The sequence below is a fragment of the Aurantibacter sp. genome, from assembly GCF_039941195.1.
GTDB lineage: Bacteria > Bacteroidota > Bacteroidia > Flavobacteriales > Flavobacteriaceae > Aurantibacter_A.
Genome location: NZ_JBDVFA010000103.1, coordinates 63,379 through 87,169 on the forward strand (window position 1 = coordinate 63,379; position 23,791 = coordinate 87,169).

General features: G+C 33.5%; 20 protein-coding genes. 11 read left to right on the plus strand and 9 right to left on the minus strand.

What is annotated here, in order from left to right:
* Nucleotides 1–105: 105 nt before the first annotated feature.
* Both pafA and murI read left to right on the plus strand, forming a co-directional pair.
* Nucleotides 106–1,788 (plus strand): alkaline phosphatase PafA, encoded by a 1,683-nt coding sequence (gene pafA, locus ABJF52_RS18080; RefSeq protein ID WP_348153433.1) that lies wholly within the window; start codon nt 106–108, stop codon nt 1,786–1,788.
* Nucleotides 1,789–1,797: 9 nt separating this feature from the next.
* Nucleotides 1,798–2,580: a glutamate racemase gene (gene murI, locus ABJF52_RS18085; RefSeq protein WP_348153435.1), complete on the plus strand. Its 783-nt coding sequence runs from the start codon at nt 1,798–1,800 to the stop codon at nt 2,578–2,580.
* Here murI and ABJF52_RS18090 read toward each other — a convergent pair.
* Together ABJF52_RS18090 and ABJF52_RS18095 are read right to left on the minus strand one after the other, a co-directional pair.
* Nucleotides 2,577–3,092: a dihydrofolate reductase gene (locus ABJF52_RS18090; protein ID WP_348153437.1), complete on the minus strand. Its 516-nt coding sequence runs from the start codon at nt 3,090–3,092 to the stop codon at nt 2,577–2,579. The two genes, murI and ABJF52_RS18090, sit on opposite strands and share 4 nt — an antisense overlap.
* Nucleotides 3,089–3,478: a 2TM domain-containing protein gene (locus ABJF52_RS18095; protein ID WP_348153439.1), complete on the minus strand. Its 390-nt coding sequence runs from the start codon at nt 3,476–3,478 to the stop codon at nt 3,089–3,091. Before ABJF52_RS18095 ends, ABJF52_RS18090 begins: the two co-directional genes overlap by 4 nt.
* A 74-nt stretch (nt 3,479–3,552) precedes the next feature.
* Between ABJF52_RS18095 and ABJF52_RS18100 the strand changes: the two genes are divergently transcribed.
* On the plus strand, nt 3,553–4,638 hold the full coding sequence (locus tag ABJF52_RS18100; RefSeq protein ID WP_348153441.1) for an aminotransferase class V-fold PLP-dependent enzyme: 1,086 nt from the start codon (nt 3,553–3,555) through the stop codon (nt 4,636–4,638).
* Nucleotides 4,639–4,787: 149 nt separating this feature from the next.
* Entirely contained in the window at nt 4,788–5,087 is a 300-nt protein-coding gene (locus tag ABJF52_RS18105; RefSeq protein WP_348153442.1) for an isoamylase early set domain-containing protein, read from the plus strand.
* A gap of 56 nt (nt 5,088–5,143) precedes the next feature.
* Here the strand turns inward: ABJF52_RS18105 and ABJF52_RS18110 are convergent, their stop codons facing one another.
* The 5 genes from ABJF52_RS18110 to ABJF52_RS18130 form a co-directional block, all read right to left on the minus strand.
* Entirely contained in the window at nt 5,144–5,968 is an 825-nt protein-coding gene (locus ABJF52_RS18110) for a thymidylate synthase (RefSeq protein ID WP_348153480.1), read from the minus strand.
* A gap of 157 nt (nt 5,969–6,125) precedes the next feature.
* Entirely contained in the window at nt 6,126–7,577 is a 1,452-nt protein-coding gene (locus ABJF52_RS18115) for a nucleoside transporter C-terminal domain-containing protein (RefSeq protein WP_348153444.1), read from the minus strand.
* A gap of 18 nt (nt 7,578–7,595) precedes the next feature.
* The gene (locus tag ABJF52_RS18120) at nt 7,596–8,228 is read right to left on the minus strand and encodes a bifunctional nuclease family protein (RefSeq protein WP_348153446.1); all 633 of its coding nucleotides are present in this window, start codon (nt 8,226–8,228) and stop codon (nt 7,596–7,598) included.
* A gap of 87 nt (nt 8,229–8,315) precedes the next feature.
* A complete protein-coding gene (locus ABJF52_RS18125; RefSeq protein WP_348153448.1) occupies nt 8,316–9,284 on the minus strand; it encodes an electron transfer flavoprotein subunit alpha/FixB family protein in 969 nt (322 codons plus the stop codon).
* 75 nt (nt 9,285–9,359) lie between these two features.
* Nucleotides 9,360–10,100: an electron transfer flavoprotein subunit beta/FixA family protein gene (locus tag ABJF52_RS18130; RefSeq protein WP_348153450.1), complete on the minus strand. Its 741-nt coding sequence runs from the start codon at nt 10,098–10,100 to the stop codon at nt 9,360–9,362.
* A gap of 183 nt (nt 10,101–10,283) precedes the next feature.
* On the opposite strand from ABJF52_RS18130, the gene ABJF52_RS18135 reads away from it, so the two are divergent.
* The 4 genes from ABJF52_RS18135 to ABJF52_RS18150 all read left to right on the plus strand — a co-directional run bounded on the left by ABJF52_RS18135 (nt 10,284) and on the right by ABJF52_RS18150 (nt 17,194).
* A complete protein-coding gene (locus tag ABJF52_RS18135; RefSeq protein ID WP_348153452.1) occupies nt 10,284–11,261 on the plus strand; it encodes a pyruvate dehydrogenase complex E1 component subunit beta in 978 nt (325 codons plus the stop codon).
* A 256-nt stretch (nt 11,262–11,517) separates the two neighbouring features.
* Nucleotides 11,518–14,019, plus strand: a complete 2,502-nt coding sequence (locus ABJF52_RS18140; protein ID WP_348153454.1) for a DUF5686 family protein — start codon at nt 11,518–11,520, stop codon at nt 14,017–14,019.
* Nucleotides 14,020–14,164: 145 nt separating this feature from the next.
* Nucleotides 14,165–14,692: an inorganic diphosphatase gene (locus ABJF52_RS18145; protein WP_348153455.1), complete on the plus strand. Its 528-nt coding sequence runs from the start codon at nt 14,165–14,167 to the stop codon at nt 14,690–14,692.
* Between the two features lie 126 nt (nt 14,693–14,818).
* Nucleotides 14,819–17,194: a sodium-translocating pyrophosphatase gene (locus ABJF52_RS18150; RefSeq protein WP_348153457.1), complete on the plus strand. Its 2,376-nt coding sequence runs from the start codon at nt 14,819–14,821 to the stop codon at nt 17,192–17,194.
* A gap of 57 nt (nt 17,195–17,251) precedes the next feature.
* On the opposite strand, the gene ABJF52_RS18155 is transcribed toward ABJF52_RS18150, so the two are convergent.
* A complete protein-coding gene (locus ABJF52_RS18155; protein ID WP_348153458.1) occupies nt 17,252–17,971 on the minus strand; it encodes an energy transducer TonB in 720 nt (239 codons plus the stop codon).
* Nucleotides 17,972–18,162: 191 nt separating this feature from the next.
* Here ABJF52_RS18155 and ABJF52_RS18160 point away from each other — a divergent pair, with 191 nt between their 5' ends.
* The gene (locus ABJF52_RS18160) at nt 18,163–19,158 is read left to right on the plus strand and encodes a phosphatase domain-containing protein (protein ID WP_348153460.1); all 996 of its coding nucleotides are present in this window, start codon (nt 18,163–18,165) and stop codon (nt 19,156–19,158) included.
* Here ABJF52_RS18160 and ABJF52_RS18165 read toward each other — a convergent pair.
* Entirely contained in the window at nt 19,155–19,769 is a 615-nt protein-coding gene (locus ABJF52_RS18165; protein WP_348153461.1) for a deoxynucleoside kinase, read from the minus strand. The genes ABJF52_RS18160 and ABJF52_RS18165 overlap by 4 nt on opposite strands.
* Nucleotides 19,770–20,245: 476 nt before the next feature.
* Here ABJF52_RS18165 and ABJF52_RS18170 point away from each other — a divergent pair, with 476 nt between their 5' ends.
* Nucleotides 20,246–22,297 (plus strand): HAD family hydrolase, encoded by a 2,052-nt coding sequence (locus tag ABJF52_RS18170; RefSeq protein WP_348153463.1) that lies wholly within the window; start codon nt 20,246–20,248, stop codon nt 22,295–22,297.
* A 212-nt stretch (nt 22,298–22,509) separates the two neighbouring features.
* The gene (gene metK / locus ABJF52_RS18175) at nt 22,510–23,766 is read left to right on the plus strand and encodes a methionine adenosyltransferase (RefSeq protein WP_348153465.1); all 1,257 of its coding nucleotides are present in this window, start codon (nt 22,510–22,512) and stop codon (nt 23,764–23,766) included.
* The last annotated feature ends 25 nt before the right edge of the window (nt 23,767–23,791 follow it).

Below are 23,791 nucleotides of genomic sequence, written 5' to 3' on the forward strand. Positions count from 1 at the left end.
TAGCGGAAGTACCAAATAAGGGCAAATTTTCCATAACTTTATGAAAGATATCTACATCATTTTGCGCCTAGAATTCTGTACTTTTACTGAATCAAATTTCATAATATGTATTCTAAATTATTAAAGTCGTTCATTCTTATTTTTATAGTAGTAATTGGTGCAAACCCTGCAAATGCGCAAAGAAAATCTAAAAAAAATAATGAAGTTATACCTGAGATAGCAACTAAAACTACTCCAAAATTAGTTGTTGGAATAGTTGTGGATCAAATGAGGTATGATTATTTAACACGATTTTGGAACCATTATCAGGATGATGGATTTAAACGCATGATTAATGATGGTTTTAACTGTAAAAACAATCACTATAATTATGCTCCAACGAACACAGGTCCTGGTCATGCTTCCGTATATACAGGTACTACACCCGCTACACATGGTATTATAAGTAATGATTGGTATGATAAAATTTCAGGAGAATCTGTGTACTGCGCCGGTGATGATAGTTATAGTTCTGTAGGTTCTACTTCTGATGCTGGTAAAATGTCACCACATCGAATGTTGACAACTACAATAACAGATCAATTAAGATTACATACGCAAATGCGCGGGAAAACTATTGCAATAGCTATTAAAGATAGAGGTGCAGTTTTACCAGGTGGACATACCGCTAACGGCGCATATTGGTTTGAAGGGAATACGGCCGGAAATTGGATTACTAGTAGTTATTATATGAATGAATTACCGAAATGGGTCACGGATTTTAATAATGCTAAATCCGTTGCAAAATATAAAAAACCATGGGTAACGGCTAAACCAATAAACACTTATGTTGAAAGTGTTATGGATAATAATGCATATGAAGGTTTATATAAAGGTGAGACAACTCCAACTTTTCCACATGATTTTCCTAAATTATGGGAAGCAAATGGCGGCTATGATATATTGAAAAGTTCAGCTTATGGAAACAGTTTGACTACAGATTTTGCAATAGCTGCGGTTGATGGTGAAAATTTAGGAGCTGATGATATACCGGACTTCTTAGCAGTGAGTTTCTCAAGCACTGATTACGCGGGACATAAATTTGGGGTAGATTCCAAGGAAGTTCAAGATACTTACATACGATTAGATAAAGATTTATCAAGATTTTTTAGTACCCTTGATAAGAAGATAGGAGAAGGAGAATATACAGTGTTTTTAACTGCTGATCATGGTGCAAACCCCGTGCCTGCTTATTTAAAAGATAAAAAAGTGCTTACCTCAATTTTTGATAGTAAGGGGATGAAAGAGAAGTTGAACGAATATGTAAAGTTTACGTATGGTACAACGGATTTAATTAAAGATATTTCGAATAATCAGATATTTTTAGACCATGATATTATTAAAAATTTGGACATAAAGATTAAAGATGTTCAAGAAAATTTGGCGGACGAAATTAGAGGTTATAATGCAATAAGCAATGTTTATACGGGGTACCAAATGTGGCAAAATGATTATACACGTGGTTTACCTCATGTTGTACAAAATGGATACAATGAAAAGCGTTCAGGAGATATAATGTATATTTTCAATACCAATACGATGACGTATTCTAGTACAGGTTCATCACATGGTTCGCCACATATTTATGATACCCATACACCACTATTATTCTTTGGGAAAGGAATTAAAAACGGTAGTACTGTTGCTCGAACCGAAATTCCTGATATCGCTGCAACAATGGCAGCTTTGTTAGGTGTAGCTTTTCCTAGTGGTGGAACTGGAGAACCGATTATTGAGGTTTTAGATTAAATATTTTTTATGAATAAGCAACCCATTGGTATGTTCGATTCTGGAGTAGGGGGTACCTCTATATGGAAGGAAATTCATGAGCTAATGCCAAATGAGAATACAATTTACTTAGCAGATAGTTTAAATGCGCCGTACGGTGAAAAGTCTGAAAAGGATATTCTTGAATTAAGTATTAAGAATACTGAAATCTTGTTAAGTAGAAATTGTAAAATTATTGTTGTTGCTTGTAATACTGCTACCACTAATGCCATTGATTACTTACGTGCCAATTATAAGGTTCCATTTATAGGAATAGAACCAGCAATTAAGCCAGCAGCACTTAAGTCTAAATCTAAGACTGTTGGTATTTTAGCTACTAAGGGTACATTATCTAGCAGTCTCTTTCATAGTACTTCGGAAAACCATGCTAGTGGAATAAAAGTTGTTGAGCGAGAAGGAACCGGACTTGTAAATTTAATAGAAACAGGTAAAGTACTGAGCTTAGAAACTAAAAAGCTTTTAGAAGAATATTTAGACCCGATGATAGCTGCTGGTATCGATTATTTAGTTTTGGGTTGCACGCATTACCCTTATTTAATTCCAATATTAAAAGAAATGCTTCCTGATAATGTAAAAATTATTGATTCAGGTGAAGCAGTAGCCTTGCAAACGAAAGCTGTTTTAGAGCAGCATAAATTACTTAATTTGTCAATGGGAAAGTCTAATTTAGAATTTTATACTAATGCTGAAATTGCTGTTCTAAGTAGTTTTGTTGATGATAAAAGTACTACGGTTTCCTTTTTAGATTTTTAAACAGATTTAGCTGATGTTTTTCTTAGGTATGTTAAATAGGTAAATGCATATTTATGACGTTCATCAACTGGGTGATATTCCTCAAAAACTAACTCCCATTTCTTAAAATCAATTGTTGGAAAAAAAGTATCAGCGTTTTCAAAAGTGCCATGTACGCGAGTTAATTCTATTTTATTTGAGAATTTTTCAGCCTGCGCATAAATTTCTCCTCCTCCAATGATATAACTTAACAATTCGTTCTTGCATAATTCTAATGCCTCAAGCAAGGAGTTTACTACGATACAATGTTCATGATTGATTTGGTATGCAGTATCTCGTGTAATAATAATGTGTCGTCGATTGGGTAAAGGTTTTGGAAAACTCTCGTATGTTTTACGGCCCATAATAATAGAATGCCCCGTAGTTAGCGTTTTAAACCGTTTAAAATCGTCTGGTAAATGCCATAGTAAATCGTTGTCCTTACCTAATGCATTATCCTCAGCAGCTGCAGCTATCATACAAAGGGTATTCATAGCTCTTTTTTTTTATTGATTTGTGATAATGGAAAATCGGTTTCGATTTCTTTTTGTAGTTCCGCGATTCTTGCCTTTTGTTTTGCTACCAATTTTTCACGTTGTTTTCTTTCCCAATCTTTCCCCATAAATTGTTGTGTAACAAAAACATTGAATGCGTGTATTACAAATAAAAAAGCCCAAAACGTAATTGCCCAAATAAACCAATCATACTCAGCTCCATACTTTAGTATTTTATTTAATAAGATTAAAAAAACACTACCAATTAAAAATACCACAAAATGCGTATAGAGTCTTTTCTTTTGCTTAATGCGGAATTGCGCAGATTCTAGCAATTCATGTTGTTCTAAATCAAGTTCCGTCTTTTTATTGCTCTTTGAGAACATACCAAATGGTTATCTTTATAACAAAGATAAGATTTAGTTGTGGCTATCTAGAATGGTCTTTTAAATTTATTAAAATGGAACATATACGAAACGAATTTCCCGTTTTTCAAAAATATATTTATGCGAATACGGCATCATCAGGTTTGCCATATCATAAATTGATGCAATGGCGAAGTGAGCATGATCAAGGATTATTACATGGTGGAAGCATTATGCGAGATAGTACCCGAGAAATTTTGAATGAAACACGAGAAACAGTAGCTCGTTTTTTTAATTGTACTTCTGAAAATGTAGCGCTAATTCAGAACTTCTCTATTGGAATGAATATTTTATTGGAAGGATTGGATAAACAAGAAAAAGTACTTTTGCTAGATGGTGATTATCCATCAGTTGCTTGGCCATTTGAGCGCAGAGGTTTTTCTATCACTTTTGCAAAGCTAAATGAAAACCTTGAGGAAAATATAAGACAAAAAGTACTCAATGAAAAAATAACAGTGTTGGCGATTAGTATTGTTCAATGGTTAGATGGGATAAAAATTGATCTTGATTTCTTAAAGAAATTGAAGGAAGAGTTTCCTGGTTTATTGATAATTGCGGATGGCACACAGTTTTGTGGTACCGATGTATTTGATTTTAAAAACTCTGGAATAGATGTGCTTGGTGCAAGTAGTTATAAATGGCTGTTGAGTGGTTATGGAAACGGATTTATGCTTTTTAAAAGCGAAGTAGAGGATCGAATAGCAGTAAAAACTATCGGTTTTAATTCTGCAAACGCTGAACCGTCAAAAAAAAATACGCTACATTTTACAAAATGTTTTGAACCAGGACATTTGGATACACTCAATTTTGGTAGTTTAAAAATGTCCTTGGAATTTTTTGAAAAAATAGGCAAGGATGTTATTGAAAAACAACTTCACGAATTGTCGAATTATGCTAAAGAAGAATTAGCGGCAATTGGCGTTTTAAGTAATGTTGTTCTAAAACGAAAAAATCATAGTACTATTTTTAATATAGTGGGTGATGCTAATCTATTTAAAAAGTTAGAAGATAATAATATAATTTGTTCACAGCGAGGTAACGGAATTCGAATCAGTTTTCATATTTATAACACTATTAATGATGTAGATAGTATAATAAAAATCTTGAAAACAGAGATTTAACTTTTTGTTTCTGATATTTATTAGTGCTCTAAAATGCTATTGTAATTTATTTGGTATTCATATTTTATTAAAATGATAAAAATACATGTTAGATTGTTTTTGAATATTATAGTGTAGTAGTTTTGCGGCGAATTTTAAAATCAGTTATTATGTCTGTTGCAAAAAAATATTTAAAAACAAAAGACGTTTGCAAGGTAACTTTTACAGTGCCAGCGGAAGAAGCTAAAAAAGTTGCAGTTGTTGGTGATTTCAACAATTGGAAAGCAAACAAAGCTAGCGCTTTGAAAAAATTAAAAAATGGTAGTTTTAAAGGAACTTTTGAATTGCCAAAAGAGAGTACTTATGAATTTAAGTATATAATCGACGGAAACTACGTGAACGAAAGTGAAGCTGATCGTTATCAATGGAACGATTTTGCAGGTAGTGAAAATGCTGTTTTAGTTGTGTAAAGCATTAAGAGAAAAAATTGAAAGCCGAATTGTTTCAGACATTCGGCTTTTTTGTTTTATACTGCTACAGCTCCTTTGATGTGTGCATGCGGATTGTAATCTATAAGTGTAAAGTCTTCAAATTTAAAATCGAAAATGTCTTTTACATCTGGGTTTAGTATCATTTTAGGTAGTGGTCTGCAATCTCTACTTAGTTGGAGCTCTACCTGATCTCTATGATTGTCGTAAATGTGTGCATCACCAAATGTGTGAATAAAATCTCCAGCCTCATATCCACAAACTTGTGCCATCATCAGCGTAAATAAAGCATAAGAAGCAATATTAAATGGTACTCCTAAAAAAATATCAGCACTTCTTTGGTACAACTGACAAGATAATTTTCCATCTGCAACATAAAATTGAAAAAATGCATGACAAGGTGGTAATGCTGCTTTACCATTGGCTACATTTTCTGAAAACGATTTTGTAGTATCAGGTAAAACACTTGGGTTCCATGCCGAAACTAGCATTCTTCTACTATTTGGGTTGTTTTTTAAAGACTGAATTACTTCTTTAATTTGGTCGATTTCATCATTATTCCAATTACGCCATTGATGACCATAAACAGGACCTAAATCACCGTTTTCATCAGCCCACTCATTCCAGATGCGTACCCCGTTTTCTTGAAGATATTTAATATTTGTATCACCTTTTAAAAACCAAAGCAATTCATAGACAATGGATTTTAAATGTAATTTTTTGGTGGTTACCATCGGAAACCCCTCGCTAAGGTTAAATCGCATTTGATAACCGAAAACACTTTTTGTTCCAGTGCCGGTGCGGTCACCTTTTTGATTACCAGTTTCTAGTACGTGCTTGAGTAAATCGTGATATTGCTTCATAGGTGGAGGCCCTAAGTACCCCATAGGGAACTCTATGTTGGGCGAGTTTATTTCAACAAAAATAAACAAAGATGATTCTTAATTCAGCGGAAATAATTTTCAGTTATCAATAATTATTAACGAAGCAAAGAAAATTTCAAATAATGGCTTGGTGCATTTAACCAAGAATCATACCGGCGATAGTTGCAGAAAGTAATGAAGCAATAGAACCGCCTAATACAGCTCGCATACCGAACTCTGAAAGTGTTTTTCGTTGGCCAGGTGCTAAAGACCCAATACCTCCAATTTGTATTCCTATGGATGCAAAATTGGCAAATCCGCAAAGCATATATGTTGCCATAATTACAGACTTATTATATGTAAAATGAGTAGCACTCGCCATATTTTTCAATTCAGATAATTGTATGTATCCAATAAACTCACTGGCGGCTAACTTAATGCCTAACAGTTGTCCCATTAACATAATATCCTCATCGGCAACACCTACTAGCCACATTAAAGGGGCAAAAACTGTACCCAGAATTGCTTCTAAGGAGAGCTTATTATACATGCTATTTTCGGCAATCCAGGAGTTTATTGTTGTCCATTCACCAATCCAGTCAAAAATACCATTGAACATAGCAATAAAGGCAACGAATACTAAAAGCATTGCACCAACATTAACTGCTAATTTTAATCCTTCGGTTGTACCGTTAGCAATGGCATCTAAAAAGTTAGTGCCAATTTTTTCTGAAGATACTTTTACATCAGTATTGACTACCTCAGTTTGAGGGTATAAAATTTTTGAAACTACAATTGCTCCTGGAGCCGCCATTACCGAGGCTGCCAATAAATGCTTAGCGAATTGCAAACGAAGTACTGGATCATCACCACCTAAGAATCCAATATAGGCGGCAAGAACTGCTCCGGCCACAGTGGCCATTCCACCAATCATAACAAGTAGCATTTCTGACTTGTTCATTTTCTCTAAGTAGGGTTTAATTAATAAAGGTGCTTCAGTCTGACCTAGAAAAATATTGCCTGCAATGCTTAAACTTTCTGCTCCAGAAATGCCAAGTGCCTTTGATAATAACCAAGCAAGTGCTTTTACTACTTTTTGTATTACACCTAAATAGAATAAAACCGAGGTTAAAGCTGAAAAGAATATTATGGTGGGTAAAACTTGAAAAGCAAAAATATAACCGAAAGTGTTCATGTCGGCTACTAAGCCCTCAAATAAAAATTGACTACCAGCCTTGGTAAATTCTAAAATACTAACAAAAATTTTACCGATTTTTTCAAAAATTATTTTTATTAACGGAACCTTTAATACCCCTACTGCGATAAGTAATTGTATACTTAGACCAATGCCTACAGTCTTCCAATTTATCGCTTTTCTATTCGCACTGAATAAAAATGATATTAGAATTAAAACCGCCATTCCTAACATCCCTCGCCAAAGACTATTAATAGTAAATCCTTCGTTTGGAATAAGAGTTGCGCTTGCTACATCGTTTAATGTAGTAGATTCAACTACAGTTATAACATTGTCAGGAATTGGTGTGTCTTGAGAGATTACAGGTAATGCAACAAACAAAGCAATAAGTAAAAACCAGTAGCTCGGTTTCATAAAATGCTTTTGTGTCAGTTAATTTCTTTTTGAGATTTCGTCACGCAATTTTGCAGCCTTTTCATAATCTTCATTGGCTACAGCTTTGTCTAACTCTTTGTTTAAATCATCAATGGTCAATTCAGAATACCCACTAGTTGCGGCTGCAGTATCAATTTCAACTGTTTCGCTTTCTTGTAAAATTTCATCTACAACAATACTGTCATCTTCATCTTCATTTTCTTTGTCCTTAGATGAGAATTTGAGATAGATTCCAGCTTTGTCTAGAATTGTTTTGTAGGTAAATATAGGGGCGTCGAACCGAAGTGCTAAGGCTATTGCATCGCTTGTACGAGCATCAATGATTTCTTCAATTTTCTCTCGCTCGCAAATTATACTAGAGTAAAACACACCATCAACCAATTTGTGTATGATAACCTGTTTAACAACAATATCAAATCGATCAGAGAAATTTTTGAATAAATCGTGAGTAAGCGGTCTTGGTGGTTTAATTTCTTTCTCAAGTGCAATCGCAATTGATTGCGCTTCAAAAGCACCTATTACTATAGGTAATTTGCGATCACCATCAACCTCATTTAAAATTAGGGCATAGGCGCCATTTTGGGTTTGACTATACGAAATTCCCTTAATTTTTAACCGAACTAAACTCATATTCTATTTAAAAATGAAAAAGGCCGTTTAAATATAAGGCGTACCAACTATTTAAACAGGCCTTTATAGGGCGCAAATTAACAAAAATTAGGCGTTTTGAGCCTTAAATTCTTTTAATTTTTGAACTAGTTGTGGAACTACTTCAAATGCGTCGCCAACAATACCATAATCCGCTGCTTTAAAAAACGGAGCTTCTTCATCTGTATTTATAACAACTTTTACTTTAGATGCACTAACCCCAGCAAGATGTTGTATAGCGCCCGATATACCTATTGCTATATATAAATTACTTGCTACAGGCTTGCCTGTTTGGCCTACATGTTCGCCATGTGGACGCCAACCCATATCTGAAACGGGTTTAGAACAAGCAGTCGCAGCACCTAAAACTTCTGCTAATTCTTCTATCATACCCCAATTTTCAGGACCTTTTAACCCTCTTCCGCCGGAAACAACGATATCTGCATCTGCAATAGTAACTTTACCTACAGCTTTATCAATGTCAATGGATTTTACATTAAAATCTGAATCCGCTAAAGTTGGAGCGAAGTTTTCAATGGTTGCAGTGGTATTATTTTCATAGGCTCCAAATGCATTGTTTGAAACACCAATAATTTTAACTTCTGTGTTTATTTGTGTTTCGGCGAAACCTTTATTACTAAAAGCTGTTCTTTTTACTGTAAATGGACTTGTGCTTTCTGGTGCAGCTACTACATTAGGAACATAACCAGCCTTTAACTGAGCAGCTAATATTGGTGCTAAGAATTTTGAATCTGTACTTGAGCTTACAATTATTATTATAGAACTTTCTGCTTTAGTGGCCTCTAAAAGTGAATGTGCATAAGCTTTTGCGCTAAAAGTTTTTAATTTTTCATCTTCAATATTTAAAACTTTAGTGATACCATATGTTCCTAAAGTTTCTGATTCAGAACAATTAAAGCACACAGCAGTAGCTGTAGTTCCCATTTGAGAAGCAACTGAACTTGCATATGAAGCAACTTCAAAAGCACTCTTTTTAAAAGCTCCGTTTTCCGATTCTGTATATACTAATACTGACATAAATTTTTGGGTTTCAAATTTTTGATTCCAAATACTACTCAAATTGTAGTAATTGGTATTAATTAATTCTTTTTGTTAAATAACCTTAGCTTCATTATGTAGTAAGTTGACTAATTCATCAACATTATCTACTAATTTCACAGCTCCTTTTGCAGCAGGCTTTTCAAACTTAGTATCTTCAGTGGCCATACTTGTTTCAGTAGGTTCAACAACAGATAAAGTTTTTTTACGAGCCATCATAATACCACGCATATTAGGAATGCGTAAATCACTTTCAGCTACTAAACCTTTTTGTCCCCCTATTACTAAAGGTAGTGTAGTACTTAGTGTTTCTTTACCACCATCTATTTCACGAATTGCAGTGGCATTAGTTCCTTCTATTTCTAGACTAATACATGCATTTACGAAGTTCATGTCTAAAAGACTTGACAAAATGCCCGGAACCATACCTCCATTATAATCTATAGATTCTCTTCCACCTATTACTAAATCGTAACCACCTTGCTTAACCACTTCTGCTAATTGACTAGCTACAAAAAAGCCATCTGAAGGGTTGGCATTAATACGAATAGCTTCATCGGCACCAATGGCTAATGCTTTTCTCATTGTAGGTTCAACCGATGCGTCACCAACTGTTGCTACGTGTACAGTGGCTTGTTGTTTTTCCTTAAACCACATGGCTCGTGTAAGACCGAATTCATCATTCGGATTAATTACAAATTGTACTCCATTTGTGTCAAACTTGGTATCACCATCTGTAAAGTTGATTTTAGCGGTGGTATCAGGTACATTGCTAATGCAGACTAATATTTTCATAGGTATTTGTTAAGTATATATCATCTAATTTTAAAGGCTAAGATAAGTATTAAAATTCGAAAATACTATGCATGCATAATAAAATTAACTAATAATTTTGATTTAATTCAGTGAATTTCTGTGTCTTATTTTATTATTTTTGTTACCGCTTTGCAAAAATTGCAATTCTGATATTATAATTATATGAAGACACTACAATTTAGACAAGCTATCGCTGAGGCAATGACTGAGGAGATGCGCCAAGATGAAACCGTTTATTTAATGGGTGAAGAAGTAGCCGAATACAATGGTGCTTATAAGGCCTCAAAAGGCATGTTAGATGAGTTCGGTCCAGACCGTGTACTAGATACACCTATTTCAGAGCTTGGTTTTGCAGGTATTGGGGTTGGATCCACAATGACAGGTAATCGTCCAATTATTGAATTTATGACGTTTAACTTTGCATTGGTTGGTATAGACCAGATAATAAATAATGCTGCAAAGATTCGACAAATGTCAGGTGGTCAATTTCCGTGTCCTATTGTCTTTAGAGGGCCTACTGGTTCAGCAGGTCAATTGGCAGCAACCCACTCGCAGGCTTTCGAAAGCTGGTATGCTAATTGTCCTGGATTAAAAGTAGTGGTACCTTCAAACCCTGCTGATGCTAAAGGATTGTTGAAATCTTCTATACGAGATAATGACCCAGTAATTTTTATGGAGTCCGAACAGATGTATGGAGATAAAGGTGAAGTGCCTGAAGGTGATTTTACAATTCCATTAGGTGTTGCAGATATTAAAAGAGAAGGTTCTGATGTAACAATCGTTTCTTTTGGAAAAATTATTAAAGAAGCTTATAAAGCTGCTGATGAACTCGAGAAAGAGGGAGTTAGTTGTGAGATAATAGATTTGCGTACAGTAAAACCTTTAGATTACGAAGCTGTATTGAAGTCCGTTAAGAAAACAAATAGATTGGTAATTCTAGAAGAAGCTTGGCCTTTTGGAAATGTAGCAACAGAAATTACATTTCATGTTCAATCTCATGCTTTTGATTATTTAGACGCTCCAATAGAAAAAATTAATACGGCCGATACGCCAGCCCCATATTCACCGGTGTTATTAGAACAATGGTTACCGAATAGTACTGATGTTGTTAACGCTGTTAAAAAAGTAATGTATAAATAAAGGAATACAAATTTGTAAGATTACATTTGCTTCGCAGACAGAAAAGTCTGCGAAGCAATTTTTTTTTATAATATTTTTTTATCTCTATGAATCCATTAAATGTGACTTGTCAACTTGCTAATTGTTGTTAGGTTAATTAGATGATTTTTAATTTAAAAGACGAAAAAAAATGAATTTGATATATGCAACATCTATATTTTAAAATTGTCTTTTTTGGTATGTTATTTGTTTACAACAGATAGAGAACACTACGGCTATGAAAAAAATATTCTTCCTATTTCTTTTTATTATTTCCTATTTAGGTTCTTCACAAAGTAAGGTTGGTGGTATTGTTCTGGATGGTTTTGGAGAACCAGTTGCTTTTGCAAATGTGCTTTTTAAAAATTCTACAGAAGGTACTATTACTAACGATAATGGTCGGTTTTATATGGAATCTGATAATACCTATGAAACTTTAATTGTTTCCTTTTTGGGATTTAAAACTCAGGAAATACAGTTGTCGCAAAAAGTTACCTACGAGATGGAGATTAAAATGGAGGACGAAACGGAGCAACTAAACGAAGTTATTTTAATTTCTGGGAAACAATCAAAAAAGAATAATCCTGCGGTAGAAATACTTAAGAAAATTTGGGCTAAAAAGCGTGAGAATGGGGTTCGAAAATTCAATCAATATGCCTTTAATAAGTATGAGAAAATAGAATTTGACCTCAATACCATTGATAGTGCTCTTATGAAAAAGAAAATTTTTAAAGGGCTCGAATTCGTTTTTGATGATTTAGATACTTCGCGTATTACCGGAAAAACCTACCTGCCAATATTTTTAAATGAGACTTTTTCAACAGTTAAAGGTGATAATATACTGAATGAAGAAAAAGAAAAAATATTAGGTAATAAAAATTCAGGGTTTGATAATAATCAAGCGATACTTGCATTTGTTTCTGACCTCTATCAAGATTATGACATCTATGATAATTACTTGAAATTTTTTGACAAGAGTTTTACGAGTCCATTATCTCGAACAGGTGTAGATACTTATAATTATGCTTTGCGCGATAGTGCTTTTGTAGATAATAAGTGGTGCTATAATATTGTGTATTATCCGAGAAGAAAAAATGAACTTACTTTTAAAGGTGACTTTTGGGTGAATGATTCTACCTATGCTATTAAAAATATTAACCTTGAAGTGACGAAGAGTGCTAATATAAATTGGGTTAAAGAGATTTATATAGAGCAAGAATTTGATGTGGTTAATGATTCTATTTTTCTTTTGAAAAGAGATTATATGTTAAGTGATTTTAGCTTTCAAAAGAAAGAAGAATCACGAGGTGTTTATGGAAAACGTACCACAGTTTATGATAATTATGAATTTGATAAAGAACTTCCTAAGGAATATTATAAGGTAGATAAAAACCCTTTTGACCCAGCCACCATTGTAAAAGATGATTCTTTCTGGAAAGAAAATAGATTAGAAGATTTAAATAAGGATGAGACTGGAATATACAAACTGTTAGATACGTTAAAAACGGTCCCCAAGTTTAAATCGTACTATAATGTCGTTAGTATTTTAGGTTCTGGTTATGTAGAAATTGATAAATGGAATTTAGATATTGGCTCTGTTTATGACGTTTTTGGTTATAACGATGCCGAAGGTGCGAGAGTTAGAGCTGGACTTAGAACCTATTTTGGAGAGAATGACCCGTGGCGATTGGAAGGCTATATGGCTTATGGTTTTGCTGATCAGAAGGTTAAACATGGTCTTGCTGGAAAAGTTTTATTAGACAAGAAAAGTCGATTAATTATTTCTGGAGGTAATAGAAGGGATATAGAACAGTTGGGTGTTAGTTTAACGGCAACAAATGATGTTTTAGGAAGAAGCATAGCCTCATCATCCTTGTTAACTGTGGGTGCTAATAATAGGCTGACAAATATTAATTTAAGTGCGTTTAATGTTGAAATGGAACCTTTAACCAATTTTAGAATTGGAGTTGGAGGTACCTTCAGAACCTTGAGTTCTGCACTACCACAAGATTTTAGTCTCGACTATATTAACCCGAATACTGTTAGTGGAGTCGCATCTGAAATAGAACAGTTCGATTTTCAGACAATTATTATTTATACTCCAGGAAAGCGAACGATTGGTTATGGTGTAGAAAGAAGAGATATTAATGATAGTTACAGTACAATTTTATTAAAGTATACTAAAGGTATTGATGGAATATGGGGAAGTGATTTCGATTATGATAAATTGCAATTCTCTTATAGTCAACCATGGCAAGTTGGTGGATTTGGAAGGTTAACTAGTACGGTTGAATTAGGTAAGACTTTTGGCGAAGTTCCATTAGGACTTCTTAGCGTTGTGCCAGGTAACCAAACTTTTTTCTCGAATTATGGGACCTTTCCAAACCTCGATTTTTATGAGTTTGTTACAGATACTTATGCTTCCGTACATTTGGAACATAATTTTAATGGAAGGTTATTTTCGAGAATTCCCTTAATTAGAAAATTGAACTTACGAGAGATTATAGGTTTGCGTGGAGTTTGGGGTGATTTATCTGATGAAAACTTAGCCTTAAACGCTCCAGCAGCAGGGACTACACCTTTGCAAGCCCCTTCAGATAAGATATATTACGAATACTCATTTGGTATTGGTAACATCTTTAAAATTTTTAGAATTGATTTCAATTTTAGAGGTAACTATTTAGATAATCCGGATGCAAGAAAATTCGGTGTTACTGGCACTTTTGGGTTTAATTTTTAACCTTACTTTTTCTTCATTTTAATTATGTTTTAAGCTTTCAATAATTATTAGTTAAGTTAAGTATAATTTACCTGGCTTTTTGTCGTTTCATCACTAACAAACCTCTATTTTTTAGTAACTTCGCAGCTTTAAAAAAATGATATAAATGGCTAAAAGTAAATCTATAGTTTTTGATGTTTTAATTGAAATTCCTAAAGGGAGTAGAAATAAATATGAATATGATTTTACATTAAATAAAATTCGATTTGATAGAACCTTATTCTCATCAATGATGTACCCAGGTGATTATGGTTTTATACCCGAGACCTTAGCCATGGATCAAGATCCATTGGATGTTCTGGTAATGTGTACAGAACCTACTTACCCGATGGTAGTTGTTGAGGTAAAGCCAATTGGTGTTTTTTATATGGAGGATGAGAAAGGGCCAGATGAGAAAATAATTTGTGTGCCTGTCTCTGATCCAATTTGGAATCAAAAAAATGATTTGGCAGATATAAACCCTCATAGAATTAAAGAAATTGAACATTTCTTCCAAGTCTATAAAGATTTAGAAAAGAAAAAAGTTGATGTTGGTGGTTGGGGTAATGCTGAACAAGCAGTTAAAATCTATCACGAATGTGTAAAAAGATATAATGAAAGCGAGCACAAAGACAAGCGAACTTTTATGATATAGTTAATAAAACACCTAAAAAAAAGCCATTCTTTTAATTAAGAGTGGCTTTTTTTTATTCTCATCAATTTTACTACATTAGGCATCGTTTAAAAACAACGTATAAACCAATTAAATAACTAATTAAATATGGAATTATTAATTCAATTATTGCCAGTATTTGGTGTAGTGGCTCTCCTTTTTGTTTTTGTGAAAAATATGTGGGTGTCTAAACAAGAAGTAGGTGATGCAAAAATGGCTAGAATAGCTAAGAATATAGCAGATGGGGCTATGTCTTTCTTAAAAGCGGAGTATAAAATATTAGCAATCTTTGTAATAGCTGTAGCTATTTTGCTGTTCTTCAAAGGAAGTAATGAAACTGGTTCTAATGGAATGGTAGCTTTATCTTTTGTAATAGGGGCCATATGTTCTGCTTTGGCAGGATTTATAGGTATGAAAGTGGCAACAAAAGCTAATGTAAGAACAACTCAAGCGGCCAAAACATCTTTAGGTAAAGCTCTTGAAGTTGCTTTTGCTGGTGGCGCTGTAATGGGCTTAGGTGTTGTTGGTCTTGGTGTCTTAGGCCTTAGTGGTTTATTTATAGTGTACCAAATGATGTGGCCCGGTGCTGAGAATTTGAACTTAGTGTTAAATGTATTATCAGGTTTCTCTTTAGGGGCTTCCTCAATTGCACTTTTTGCTAGAGTAGGAGGTGGTATTTATACAAAGGCTGCTGATGTAGGTGCAGATTTAGTAGGTAAGGTTGAAGCAGGTATTCCAGAAGACCATCCGTTGAATCCAGCTACAATTGCAGATAACGTAGGTGATAATGTTGGTGATGTTGCAGGAATGGGAGCTGATTTATTTGAGTCTTATGTGGGTTCTATTATCGGTACAATGGTTTTGGGTGCTTTTATTATTACACCAGATTTTGCTGGTTTAGGTGCTGTATATCTTCCTTTGGTATTGGCGGCTGTTGGTATTTTAATGTCGATTGTGGGTACTTTCTTTGTAAAAGTAAAGGACGGTGGAAACCCACAAACTGCTTTAAATATTGGTGAGTTTGGCTCTGCAGGTTTAATGGTAGTTGCATCTTACTTTATTATTAAGGCATTAATTCCTGAATCTGTTGAAGGTTTGCCAATGGGGGCAATGGGAATATTTTATGCAACACTTGCCGGTTTAATTGCTGGTTTGGGAGTAGGTAAAATAACTGAATACTATACGGGTACAGGTACAAAACCAGTAAACTCAATTGTAGCACAGTCTGAAACTGGTGCTGCTACAAATATTATTGCAGGTTTGGGTGTTGGTATGATGTCTACCATGATTCCTATTCTATTAATTGCGGCGGCTATCTTAATATCTCATTATTGTGCTGGATTATATGGTATTGCAATTGCAGCTGTAGGTATGTTGGCCAATACAGGTATTCAATTAGCAGTTGATGCTTACGGACCAATTTCTGATAATGCTGGTGGTATTGCAGAAATGGCAGAATTAGATTCAGAAGTGCGTGAACGTACAGATAAATTAGATGCTGTTGGTAACACAACTGCTGCAATCGGTAAAGGTTTTGCTATCGCTTCTGCTGCATTAACAGCTTTGGCTTTATTCTCTGCATTTATGAAAGTAGCAAATGTAACTTCTATTGATGTTTCTCAACCAAAAATAATGGCCGGACTGTTAGTTGGTGGAATGCTGCCATTTGTATTTTCTGCTTTATCTATGAACGCTGTTGGTCGTGCTGCAATGGCAATGATTGAAGAAGTTAGACGCCAGTTTAGAGATATTCCACAACTGAAAGCAGCATTGGAAGTAATGAGAGCTGTGGATTCTGATATGTCTAAGGCTACTCCAGAGCAACGAGCTATATTTGATGCTGCTGACGGATTAGCTGAATATGATAAATGCGTTGATATTTCTACAAAAGCCTCTATTAAAGAAATGGTATTACCAGGTTTATTAGCGATTATCGTTCCAGTTGCTGTAGGATTTATTGGTGGTGCTGAAATGTTAGGTGGACTATTAGCTGGGGTGACCACATGTGGTGTGTTAATGGCAATTTTTCAATCTAATGCTGGTGGTGCTTGGGATAATGCCAAAAAGATGATTGAATCTGACGGACGAAAAGGAACCGATGCCCACAAAGCAGCTGTGGTTGGTGATACTGTAGGTGATCCATTTAAAGATACTTCTGGTCCTTCATTAAATATTTTACTTAAATTAATGTCTGTTGTTGCTTTAGTAATTGCACCGAGTATTGCTATGGATGTTACTGGTGTTGCTTATGATGAGTCTGCTAAAGAAATAAACATAGAAATGAGTGCAGAAAATACTGATTTGGCACAAGCTACAATAGCATATACAACTGTAGTAAACGGACAAAAAGTAACAGAAGAGAAAGTTTTTAAAGGAACTGAATCTGAAGTGAAATCTCAATTAGAAATTTTTGAAAATGCAACTATTGCATCAAAAGGAAAAGCAACTGAGATGACTATTGAAAAAGTTGATATTCGAAAATAGAATTCTAATTTATCAAATATGAAGAGGCAAGTTGAAAGAACTTGCCTCTTTTTTTTGTTATTGAAGTTTGAAATTTATTGGAATACTAAATGGAACCTTTACGGCTTTTCCTCTTTGTTTTCCTGGAGTCATTTTTGGTAATTTGTCTATGATACGAGCGGCTTCTTTTTCTAATGATTTGTCTGGTCCGCGCAAGCGAACATTACCTATATTACCGTCTTTTTGAATAATAAACATAATATTTACCTTTCCTTGGATTCCCATTTCTTGCGCAATTTCTGGGTATCTAAAATTCTTTGATATATGTTTGTTCATCATTTTTTGAAAACAAGCGCGCGTTGCTTCAGCCCCTTTTTCTTTTTCCTTTTCGCAACCCGGAAAAATAGGTACATCTTCTATAGCCATAAATGGTATAGGCTCATCTTCATCTATTTCAGCAACTTCAATATCTTCAACTTCTAAAACTGGTGCATCAGGGTCAGTTTCTGATGTTTCAATAATTGTTTCTTCTATAATTTTTTCATCATCTACTATTTCGATTATAGTTGGCGCTACTGGTGGAGGTGGGGGTGGAGGCGGTGTAAATTGAATTGTTATCGGTACTTCTTCTAGTATTTCCTCATCAATGTTCATACTTTGCGAAACATAATCTGCCTTGTCATAGGTTTTATACTCTAAAGCAACATAAGTCAAAAGCATGATTAATGCTAAACCTGCAACAAAATATAGTCCTCTATTTTTGTTTAAGTCTTTTTTTGGATTCTTTTTTAATTCCATAATTTAAGTTTTGTGTTCAAGACGCCATTAGTAACATCAATAGAACTTGGTTAAACATATTATCAAACCTATAACTTTGTATTACTTAATAAAATGTAGAATGAGTGAACTGCTCTTTTTAATTAGTAAACGCGACTTTTTTAAAATCTAGACTATTAGATAGCAGTACTAGTTTTTCTATATTTGATGATATGGCACTATTTGGAAAAAAAGATAAGCTTCAAATTATTTCATTTCAGACTTACGGGACTGAAAAACATCTTTATTTACGGGGTAGAGCGTTGGAAGATGAAAGAATAGATTTAGCTGAAAAAGGATTTTTCAACTTATTAAAAAATACTTGGAAACGTTTTGAAACGGATGAAATAAAGCATGCAGAGGTAAAAGTTGATTTGGGTGATGCTAGAAGTCTAACGACTAAAACTGATAATCATGGTTATTACTTAATAGATGAAGCTAGAGATGATTTGTCCGAATTAACGAACTCAGAAGGTTGGGTAAATTTTGAAATTTCTTATGCTGATATGAATTTAAAACGTGAAGTTCTGCATCAGAATCGATTTCCAGGGGAGATGTTGATACCTGCTCAGACTTCAGATTTTGGAGTTATCAGTGATATTGACGATACCATCCTACATACTGGAGTAGTTTCTTCTATTAAATGGAGAGTGTTAATTAACACTTTCTTTACCCGTGCAATTTCAAGAAAACCTTTAGAGGGTACTGCTGAATTATATCATTTATTACATCGCGGAAAGTCAGGTAATAATGCCAATCCTATTTTTTATGTAAGTCATAGTCCTTGGAATCTCTATCGTTATTTGGAACTATTTTTACAAACCAATAATTTTCCAAAAGGGCCTATTCTCTTACGAAGCATGGCGAGTTTTGGCAAAAAAACTGAAAAACCTCATAAACAACATGAGATATTAAACATCCTTAAAACCTACCCAAAATTATCTTTTCTACTATTTGGCGATTGTGGAGAAAAAGATGCAGATATTTATATTGATGTGGCTAAAAAATATCCAAAACAAGTAAAAGCAATCTATTTACGTAGTGTAAATGATGTTAGGCGAATGACAAGAATTCGAGACTTGGTAAAGAGTTTTGAACTAGCTCCAATTTTGATTGTAGATAATAGTCAAGAAGTTATTGAACACGCAAAAATAAATCAGTTCATCTAAAAAAGACCGTTAATTTCACCATCGATTTTTGTAATAATAACGCCTAAGTCTTCAGGATTTTCAACAATATCGAGGTTGTCAACATCAATTATTAAAAGTTTACCTTTCTCGTAGCTATGTACCCAAGCTTCGTACCTTTCGTTTAATCTACTTAAGTAATCTATAGAGATAGTGTTTTCGTAGTCGCGACCTCTTTTATGTATTTGACTAACCAAATTCGGAATAGAACTTCGTAAGTAAATCATTAAATCTGGTGGTTGAACTAAACTTTCCATTAATTCGAATAAGCTAGAATAATTTTGAAAATCTCTATTTGTCATTAATCCCATTGCATGCAAATTGGGTGCAAAAATATGAGCATCTTCATATATGGTTCTATCTTGTATCACACTTTTACCACTTTCTCTAATTTGTAGTATTTGTCGATATCTACTGTTCAGAAAATAAATTTGAAGATTAAAACTCCAACGTTCCATTTGATTATAAAAATCATCTAAATAAGGATTGTCTACTACTTCTTCAAAATGAGCATCCCATTTATAATGTTTGGCAAGTAGCTTTGTTAATGTTGTTTTACCTGCTCCGATGTTTCCTGCAACAGCAATATGCATTTGTAATTCTGCTTTATGGTTAGCTTAAAAAAAAATTGTGAAGCACAAGATACGAGTTATCAAGACTAAGTGAAAATGTTTCGTTATTTATCCAAGTATAATTTTACTGTTTAATTATATTTTCAATTCCTTTTAAATAAGAATAAAAAAAAATCGCAAATGAAATTCGTTTTTTTTTATGCTCTTTTTAGTTAACAAAGAGTAAAAACTTGATTATTATTTTCTTCGATAATCACTTTCGAAAAGTTCATTATTTTCTCTTTTAATAATTTTTTAATAAAAAGAATTGTTAAAATGAACATTTCAGATGTAACTTTGATAATAATATTTACGTTTTTCGTAATCGAAAAGTTGAGAATTTACGTATATTATATAAATAGCTTACAAAAATAAATTTTTGTCATTTTTTTAATTGTCTGAAATTCAATTAAAAATCACATAAAAAATTATTGAGTAGGTACTGAATACCGCCCCAAATGAATAAATTATTTAGTGCAGTGGAGAAATCCACGAAGTGTACTACAGTTTTTTGTGATCTGTATGACACCCTACTTCATAGAACTGTTCATCCACACTATGTCTTAAAGTTGTGGTCAAAAGCTATGATTAGAGAGCTCGGTCTCGATTTGGCAATTGATGATTTGTTCTTTATTAGAAAAGCTTCGTTAGACCACCTTAGTGACAAGCTAGAAAAAAAATCCTCTGAAATACCTTATCGAATATTAATTAGTGAAGTCTATAATAGACTTATGAACCATGATATTGTTAGAAATTGGACTTTTGATCAATTTTTAACGTATTCTAGTGCCGCGGATATTCAATCTGAATTTGATGTTCAATTTGTTAATAAGAAGGTTAAAGAACAATTATATAAGTTGAAGAATAAAGGGTATAAACTTTATTGTGTTTCAGATTTTTATTTATCAAAAGGACACATCTTGGAGTTGTTAAAACTTCATGGTTTATCTGATTTATTTGATGATGTTTATGTATCATCATCACGTGAAGCTAGTAAAGAAAATAAGGGTAGTTTATATCTTAACGTTTTAAATGAACTTGAGTTGCAACCAAGTGAAGTAATAATGTTTGGAGATAATAAACAGAGCGATTGTCTTAATGCTAATAAGCATGGTATAGAAGCTGTACATGTTGCCAATATGCAGCGTAAAATTAATAGTAAATTTAAGTTGTTTGGTAGTGATCAAAATGATTACGAAAGGGTTAATCGTGAATTAGAAGAAAGAAGTAGTAGAAGTAGTTATGCTTACGGTGAATATATTATTCTCTTTCACACTTTTATTGAGCGGCTTTATAAGGAATCGAAGAAAAAACAAATTAAAAACTTGTTTTTTATTTCTAGGGAAGGCTATTTCTTAAAAAGACTTTTTGACCATTATCAAAAAACAGTGGATTTAAACCCGGAAGATTCAATAAAAGCACATTATTTTAAAGCATCAAGAGCTTCTACAATGCAAATTTCACATAAAGAATTGGATGTGGAATATTTTGAGCACATGGAACGAAAGGATGCTAATATCTCGGTTGAGAATTTTTTAAAATCCTTTTTGTTTAAAGATGATTTAATAAAAGAAATTGCTGATGAAATAGATTGCGATCAGAATGAAATGATTGTTGATTTTTATAATTCTGAAATTTTTATAAAATTGAAGAATAATGAAAAGTTTGAACTGAATTATGAAAAAAGCAGAAATAAGCAAAGATTAGCTTTTCAGAATTACATTAATTCATTCGGTATAGATTTTGAAAACGAAGGAATGAATGTGGTTGATGTCGGCTGGCGTGGAACTATGCAAGAATGTATACATGCTTTTTTTGAAGATAAAGTTAATGTTCAAGGTTTCTATTTGGGTTTAAAAGAAGGGTATAAAATTACTGAGTCAACAAAGAGATATGGTTTAAATTTTTCTGTTTATCCAACTGCAAGTCCTTCGGATAATGTTTTGATGGCTAATAGACAATTGTATGAGCAATTGTTGGCTGCCCCTCACGGAAGTACCATCGGTTATAGAAATAAAGCAGGAGATTATTCAATAGAACGTTATGAGGAAAGAGAGCGTACTGTTTATTTTGAACATATTGCTCCAATGCAAGAATTTATGTTTGCAGAATATTGCCAATTAATTGATGATTTAAAAGTTATCTGCTACGAGCACAACGTTGTTCAGGAATATATGACAGACCTTGCACTTAGATTGGGATTATTTGCAGATAAGAAGAAAATAAAATTTATGCATGAAATCTCAAAAGGATTTTATCAGAATGTAGGAAATAATGAAGTTGGTGTTAGTTATGAGCACACTCAGCTAAGAGAAAGTAAGTTGAGCCTTATTAGGCGTTTTGTTTTGTTTCCAGAGAAAACCTTTAGATTTTTAGTTAAAATTAAGCCGATGCTTTATGCAAAAGGTTTTTATCGATTGTCTTATCCTGTTAATTTAATTTATTACTACATAAAATTTGTTAATAAACTTAAAGGTTTGATTTTTAAGAAAAAACTACTTGAATATTAGTGTTTTATTGTTGATGCTGTATTTGTTTTTATACTTCTGTTTTTATTTACGAAAGTAAGTCGTAATTTTGACCTCATTAATTAATGAGGAAGGATTTGTCTGATTGCAACCTCTATAAAAATGCTAAAGCAGTTGATTTTGATTTAATTCAAATCAAACTTCTTTCGCAGTTGCAACAATCATAATCCTTATACTAGATAAAAAAGAAGTGTATGTCGTATTTGTTTACTTCAGAATCGGTTAGTGAGGGACACCCAGATAAAGTTGCGGATCAAATTAGTGATGCATTATTAGATCATTTTTTGGCTTTTGATCCAGAAAGTAAAGTAGCCTGTGAAACTCTTGTAACAACAGGTCAGGTAGTTCTTGCTGGAGAAGTAAAGAGTAATACCTATTTGGATGTTCAAAACATTGCTAGAGATGTAATCAATAAAATAGGTTATACTAAAGGTGAATATCAATTTAGTGGAGATTCTTGTGGGGTTATTTCTTTAATACACGAACAATCTCAAGAAATTAATCAAGGTGTAGATCGAGGTTCTAAAGAAGAACAAGGTGCAGGTGATCAAGGTATGATGTTTGGTTATGCTACCAAAGAAACGGAGAATTATATGCCATTAGCTTTAGATATATCTCATAAAATCCTTCAAGTTCTGGCGGAATTACGAAGAGCGAATAAGCAAATTGATTATCTAAGACCAGATGCTAAATCTCAGGTTACAATTGAGTATTCAGATGATAATGTACCTCAAAGAATAGATACAATCGTAGTTTCGACACAGCATGATGCTTTTGATCAGGATGATGAAAAGATGCTGGCAAAAATTAAAAAAGATATAATAGAGATTCTGATTCCATTAGTCAAAGAGCAATTGCCTAAAACTATTCAGGACCTTTTTGATGATCAAATAGAATACCATATTAATCCAACGGGTAAATTTGTGATTGGAGGCCCCCATGGCGATACAGGATTAACAGGCCGTAAGATAATTGTTGATACTTACGGTGGTAAAGGAGCACATGGAGGAGGAGCTTTTAGTGGCAAAGATCCAAGTAAAGTTGATAGAAGTGCGGCTTATGCAGCAAGACATATTGCTAAAAACTTAGTTGCTGCAGGGGTAGCCGATGAGGTTTTGGTACAAGTTAGTTACGCAATTGGAGTTGTAAAACCAACTTCTATTTTTATTGAGTCCTATGGTACTTCAAATGTTGATATGGCAGATGGACAAATAGCTAAAATTGTTGAACGATTGTTTGATATGAGACCTTTCGCTATTGAAGAGCGCTTGAAATTGAGAAATCCTATTTATTTAGAATCTGCAGCCTATGGTCATATGGGTAAGGATTCTAAAGTTGTAAAAAAAGTATTCGAATCGCCTTATAACGGACGCATTGAGAAAGAAGTTGAATTATTTACTTGGGAAAAATTAGATATGGTTGACCAAGTGAAAGAAGCCTTTAAATTGTAAATTTTTCAAAAAAAGTAAGGAATAT

What these genes read in the sequence shown, in the direction of transcription:
- pafA (WP_348153433.1), top strand. Translation starts at nt 106, where the DNA reads ATGTATTCTAAATTATTAAAGTCGTTCATTCTTATTTTTATAGTAGTA.
- murI (WP_348153435.1), top strand. Translation starts at nt 1,798, where the DNA reads ATGAATAAGCAACCCATTGGTATGTTCGATTCTGGAGTAGGGGGTACC.
- ABJF52_RS18090 (WP_348153437.1), bottom strand. Translation starts at nt 3,092, where the DNA reads ATGAATACCCTTTGTATGATAGCTGCAGCTGCTGAGGATAATGCATTA.
- ABJF52_RS18095 (WP_348153439.1), bottom strand. Translation starts at nt 3,478, where the DNA reads ATGTTCTCAAAGAGCAATAAAAAGACGGAACTTGATTTAGAACAACAT.
- ABJF52_RS18100 (WP_348153441.1), top strand. Translation starts at nt 3,553, where the DNA reads ATGGAACATATACGAAACGAATTTCCCGTTTTTCAAAAATATATTTAT.
- ABJF52_RS18105 (WP_348153442.1), top strand. Translation starts at nt 4,788, where the DNA reads ATGTCTGTTGCAAAAAAATATTTAAAAACAAAAGACGTTTGCAAGGTA.
- ABJF52_RS18110 (WP_348153480.1), bottom strand. Translation starts at nt 5,968, where the DNA reads ATGAAGCAATATCACGATTTACTCAAGCACGTACTAGAAACTGGTAAT.
- ABJF52_RS18115 (WP_348153444.1), bottom strand. Translation starts at nt 7,577, where the DNA reads ATGAAACCGAGCTACTGGTTTTTACTTATTGCTTTGTTTGTTGCATTA.
- ABJF52_RS18120 (WP_348153446.1), bottom strand. Translation starts at nt 8,228, where the DNA reads ATGAGTTTAGTTCGGTTAAAAATTAAGGGAATTTCGTATAGTCAAACC.
- ABJF52_RS18125 (WP_348153448.1), bottom strand. Translation starts at nt 9,284, where the DNA reads ATGTCAGTATTAGTATATACAGAATCGGAAAACGGAGCTTTTAAAAAG.
- ABJF52_RS18130 (WP_348153450.1), bottom strand. Translation starts at nt 10,100, where the DNA reads ATGAAAATATTAGTCTGCATTAGCAATGTACCTGATACCACCGCTAAA.
- ABJF52_RS18135 (WP_348153452.1), top strand. Translation starts at nt 10,284, where the DNA reads ATGAAGACACTACAATTTAGACAAGCTATCGCTGAGGCAATGACTGAG.
- ABJF52_RS18140 (WP_348153454.1), top strand. Translation starts at nt 11,518, where the DNA reads ATGAAAAAAATATTCTTCCTATTTCTTTTTATTATTTCCTATTTAGGT.
- ABJF52_RS18145 (WP_348153455.1), top strand. Translation starts at nt 14,165, where the DNA reads ATGGCTAAAAGTAAATCTATAGTTTTTGATGTTTTAATTGAAATTCCT.
- ABJF52_RS18150 (WP_348153457.1), top strand. Translation starts at nt 14,819, where the DNA reads ATGGAATTATTAATTCAATTATTGCCAGTATTTGGTGTAGTGGCTCTC.
- ABJF52_RS18155 (WP_348153458.1), bottom strand. Translation starts at nt 17,971, where the DNA reads ATGGAATTAAAAAAGAATCCAAAAAAAGACTTAAACAAAAATAGAGGA.
- ABJF52_RS18160 (WP_348153460.1), top strand. Translation starts at nt 18,163, where the DNA reads ATGGCACTATTTGGAAAAAAAGATAAGCTTCAAATTATTTCATTTCAG.
- ABJF52_RS18165 (WP_348153461.1), bottom strand. Translation starts at nt 19,769, where the DNA reads ATGCATATTGCTGTTGCAGGAAACATCGGAGCAGGTAAAACAACATTA.
- ABJF52_RS18170 (WP_348153463.1), top strand. Translation starts at nt 20,246, where the DNA reads ATGAATAAATTATTTAGTGCAGTGGAGAAATCCACGAAGTGTACTACA.
- metK (WP_348153465.1), top strand. Translation starts at nt 22,510, where the DNA reads ATGTCGTATTTGTTTACTTCAGAATCGGTTAGTGAGGGACACCCAGAT.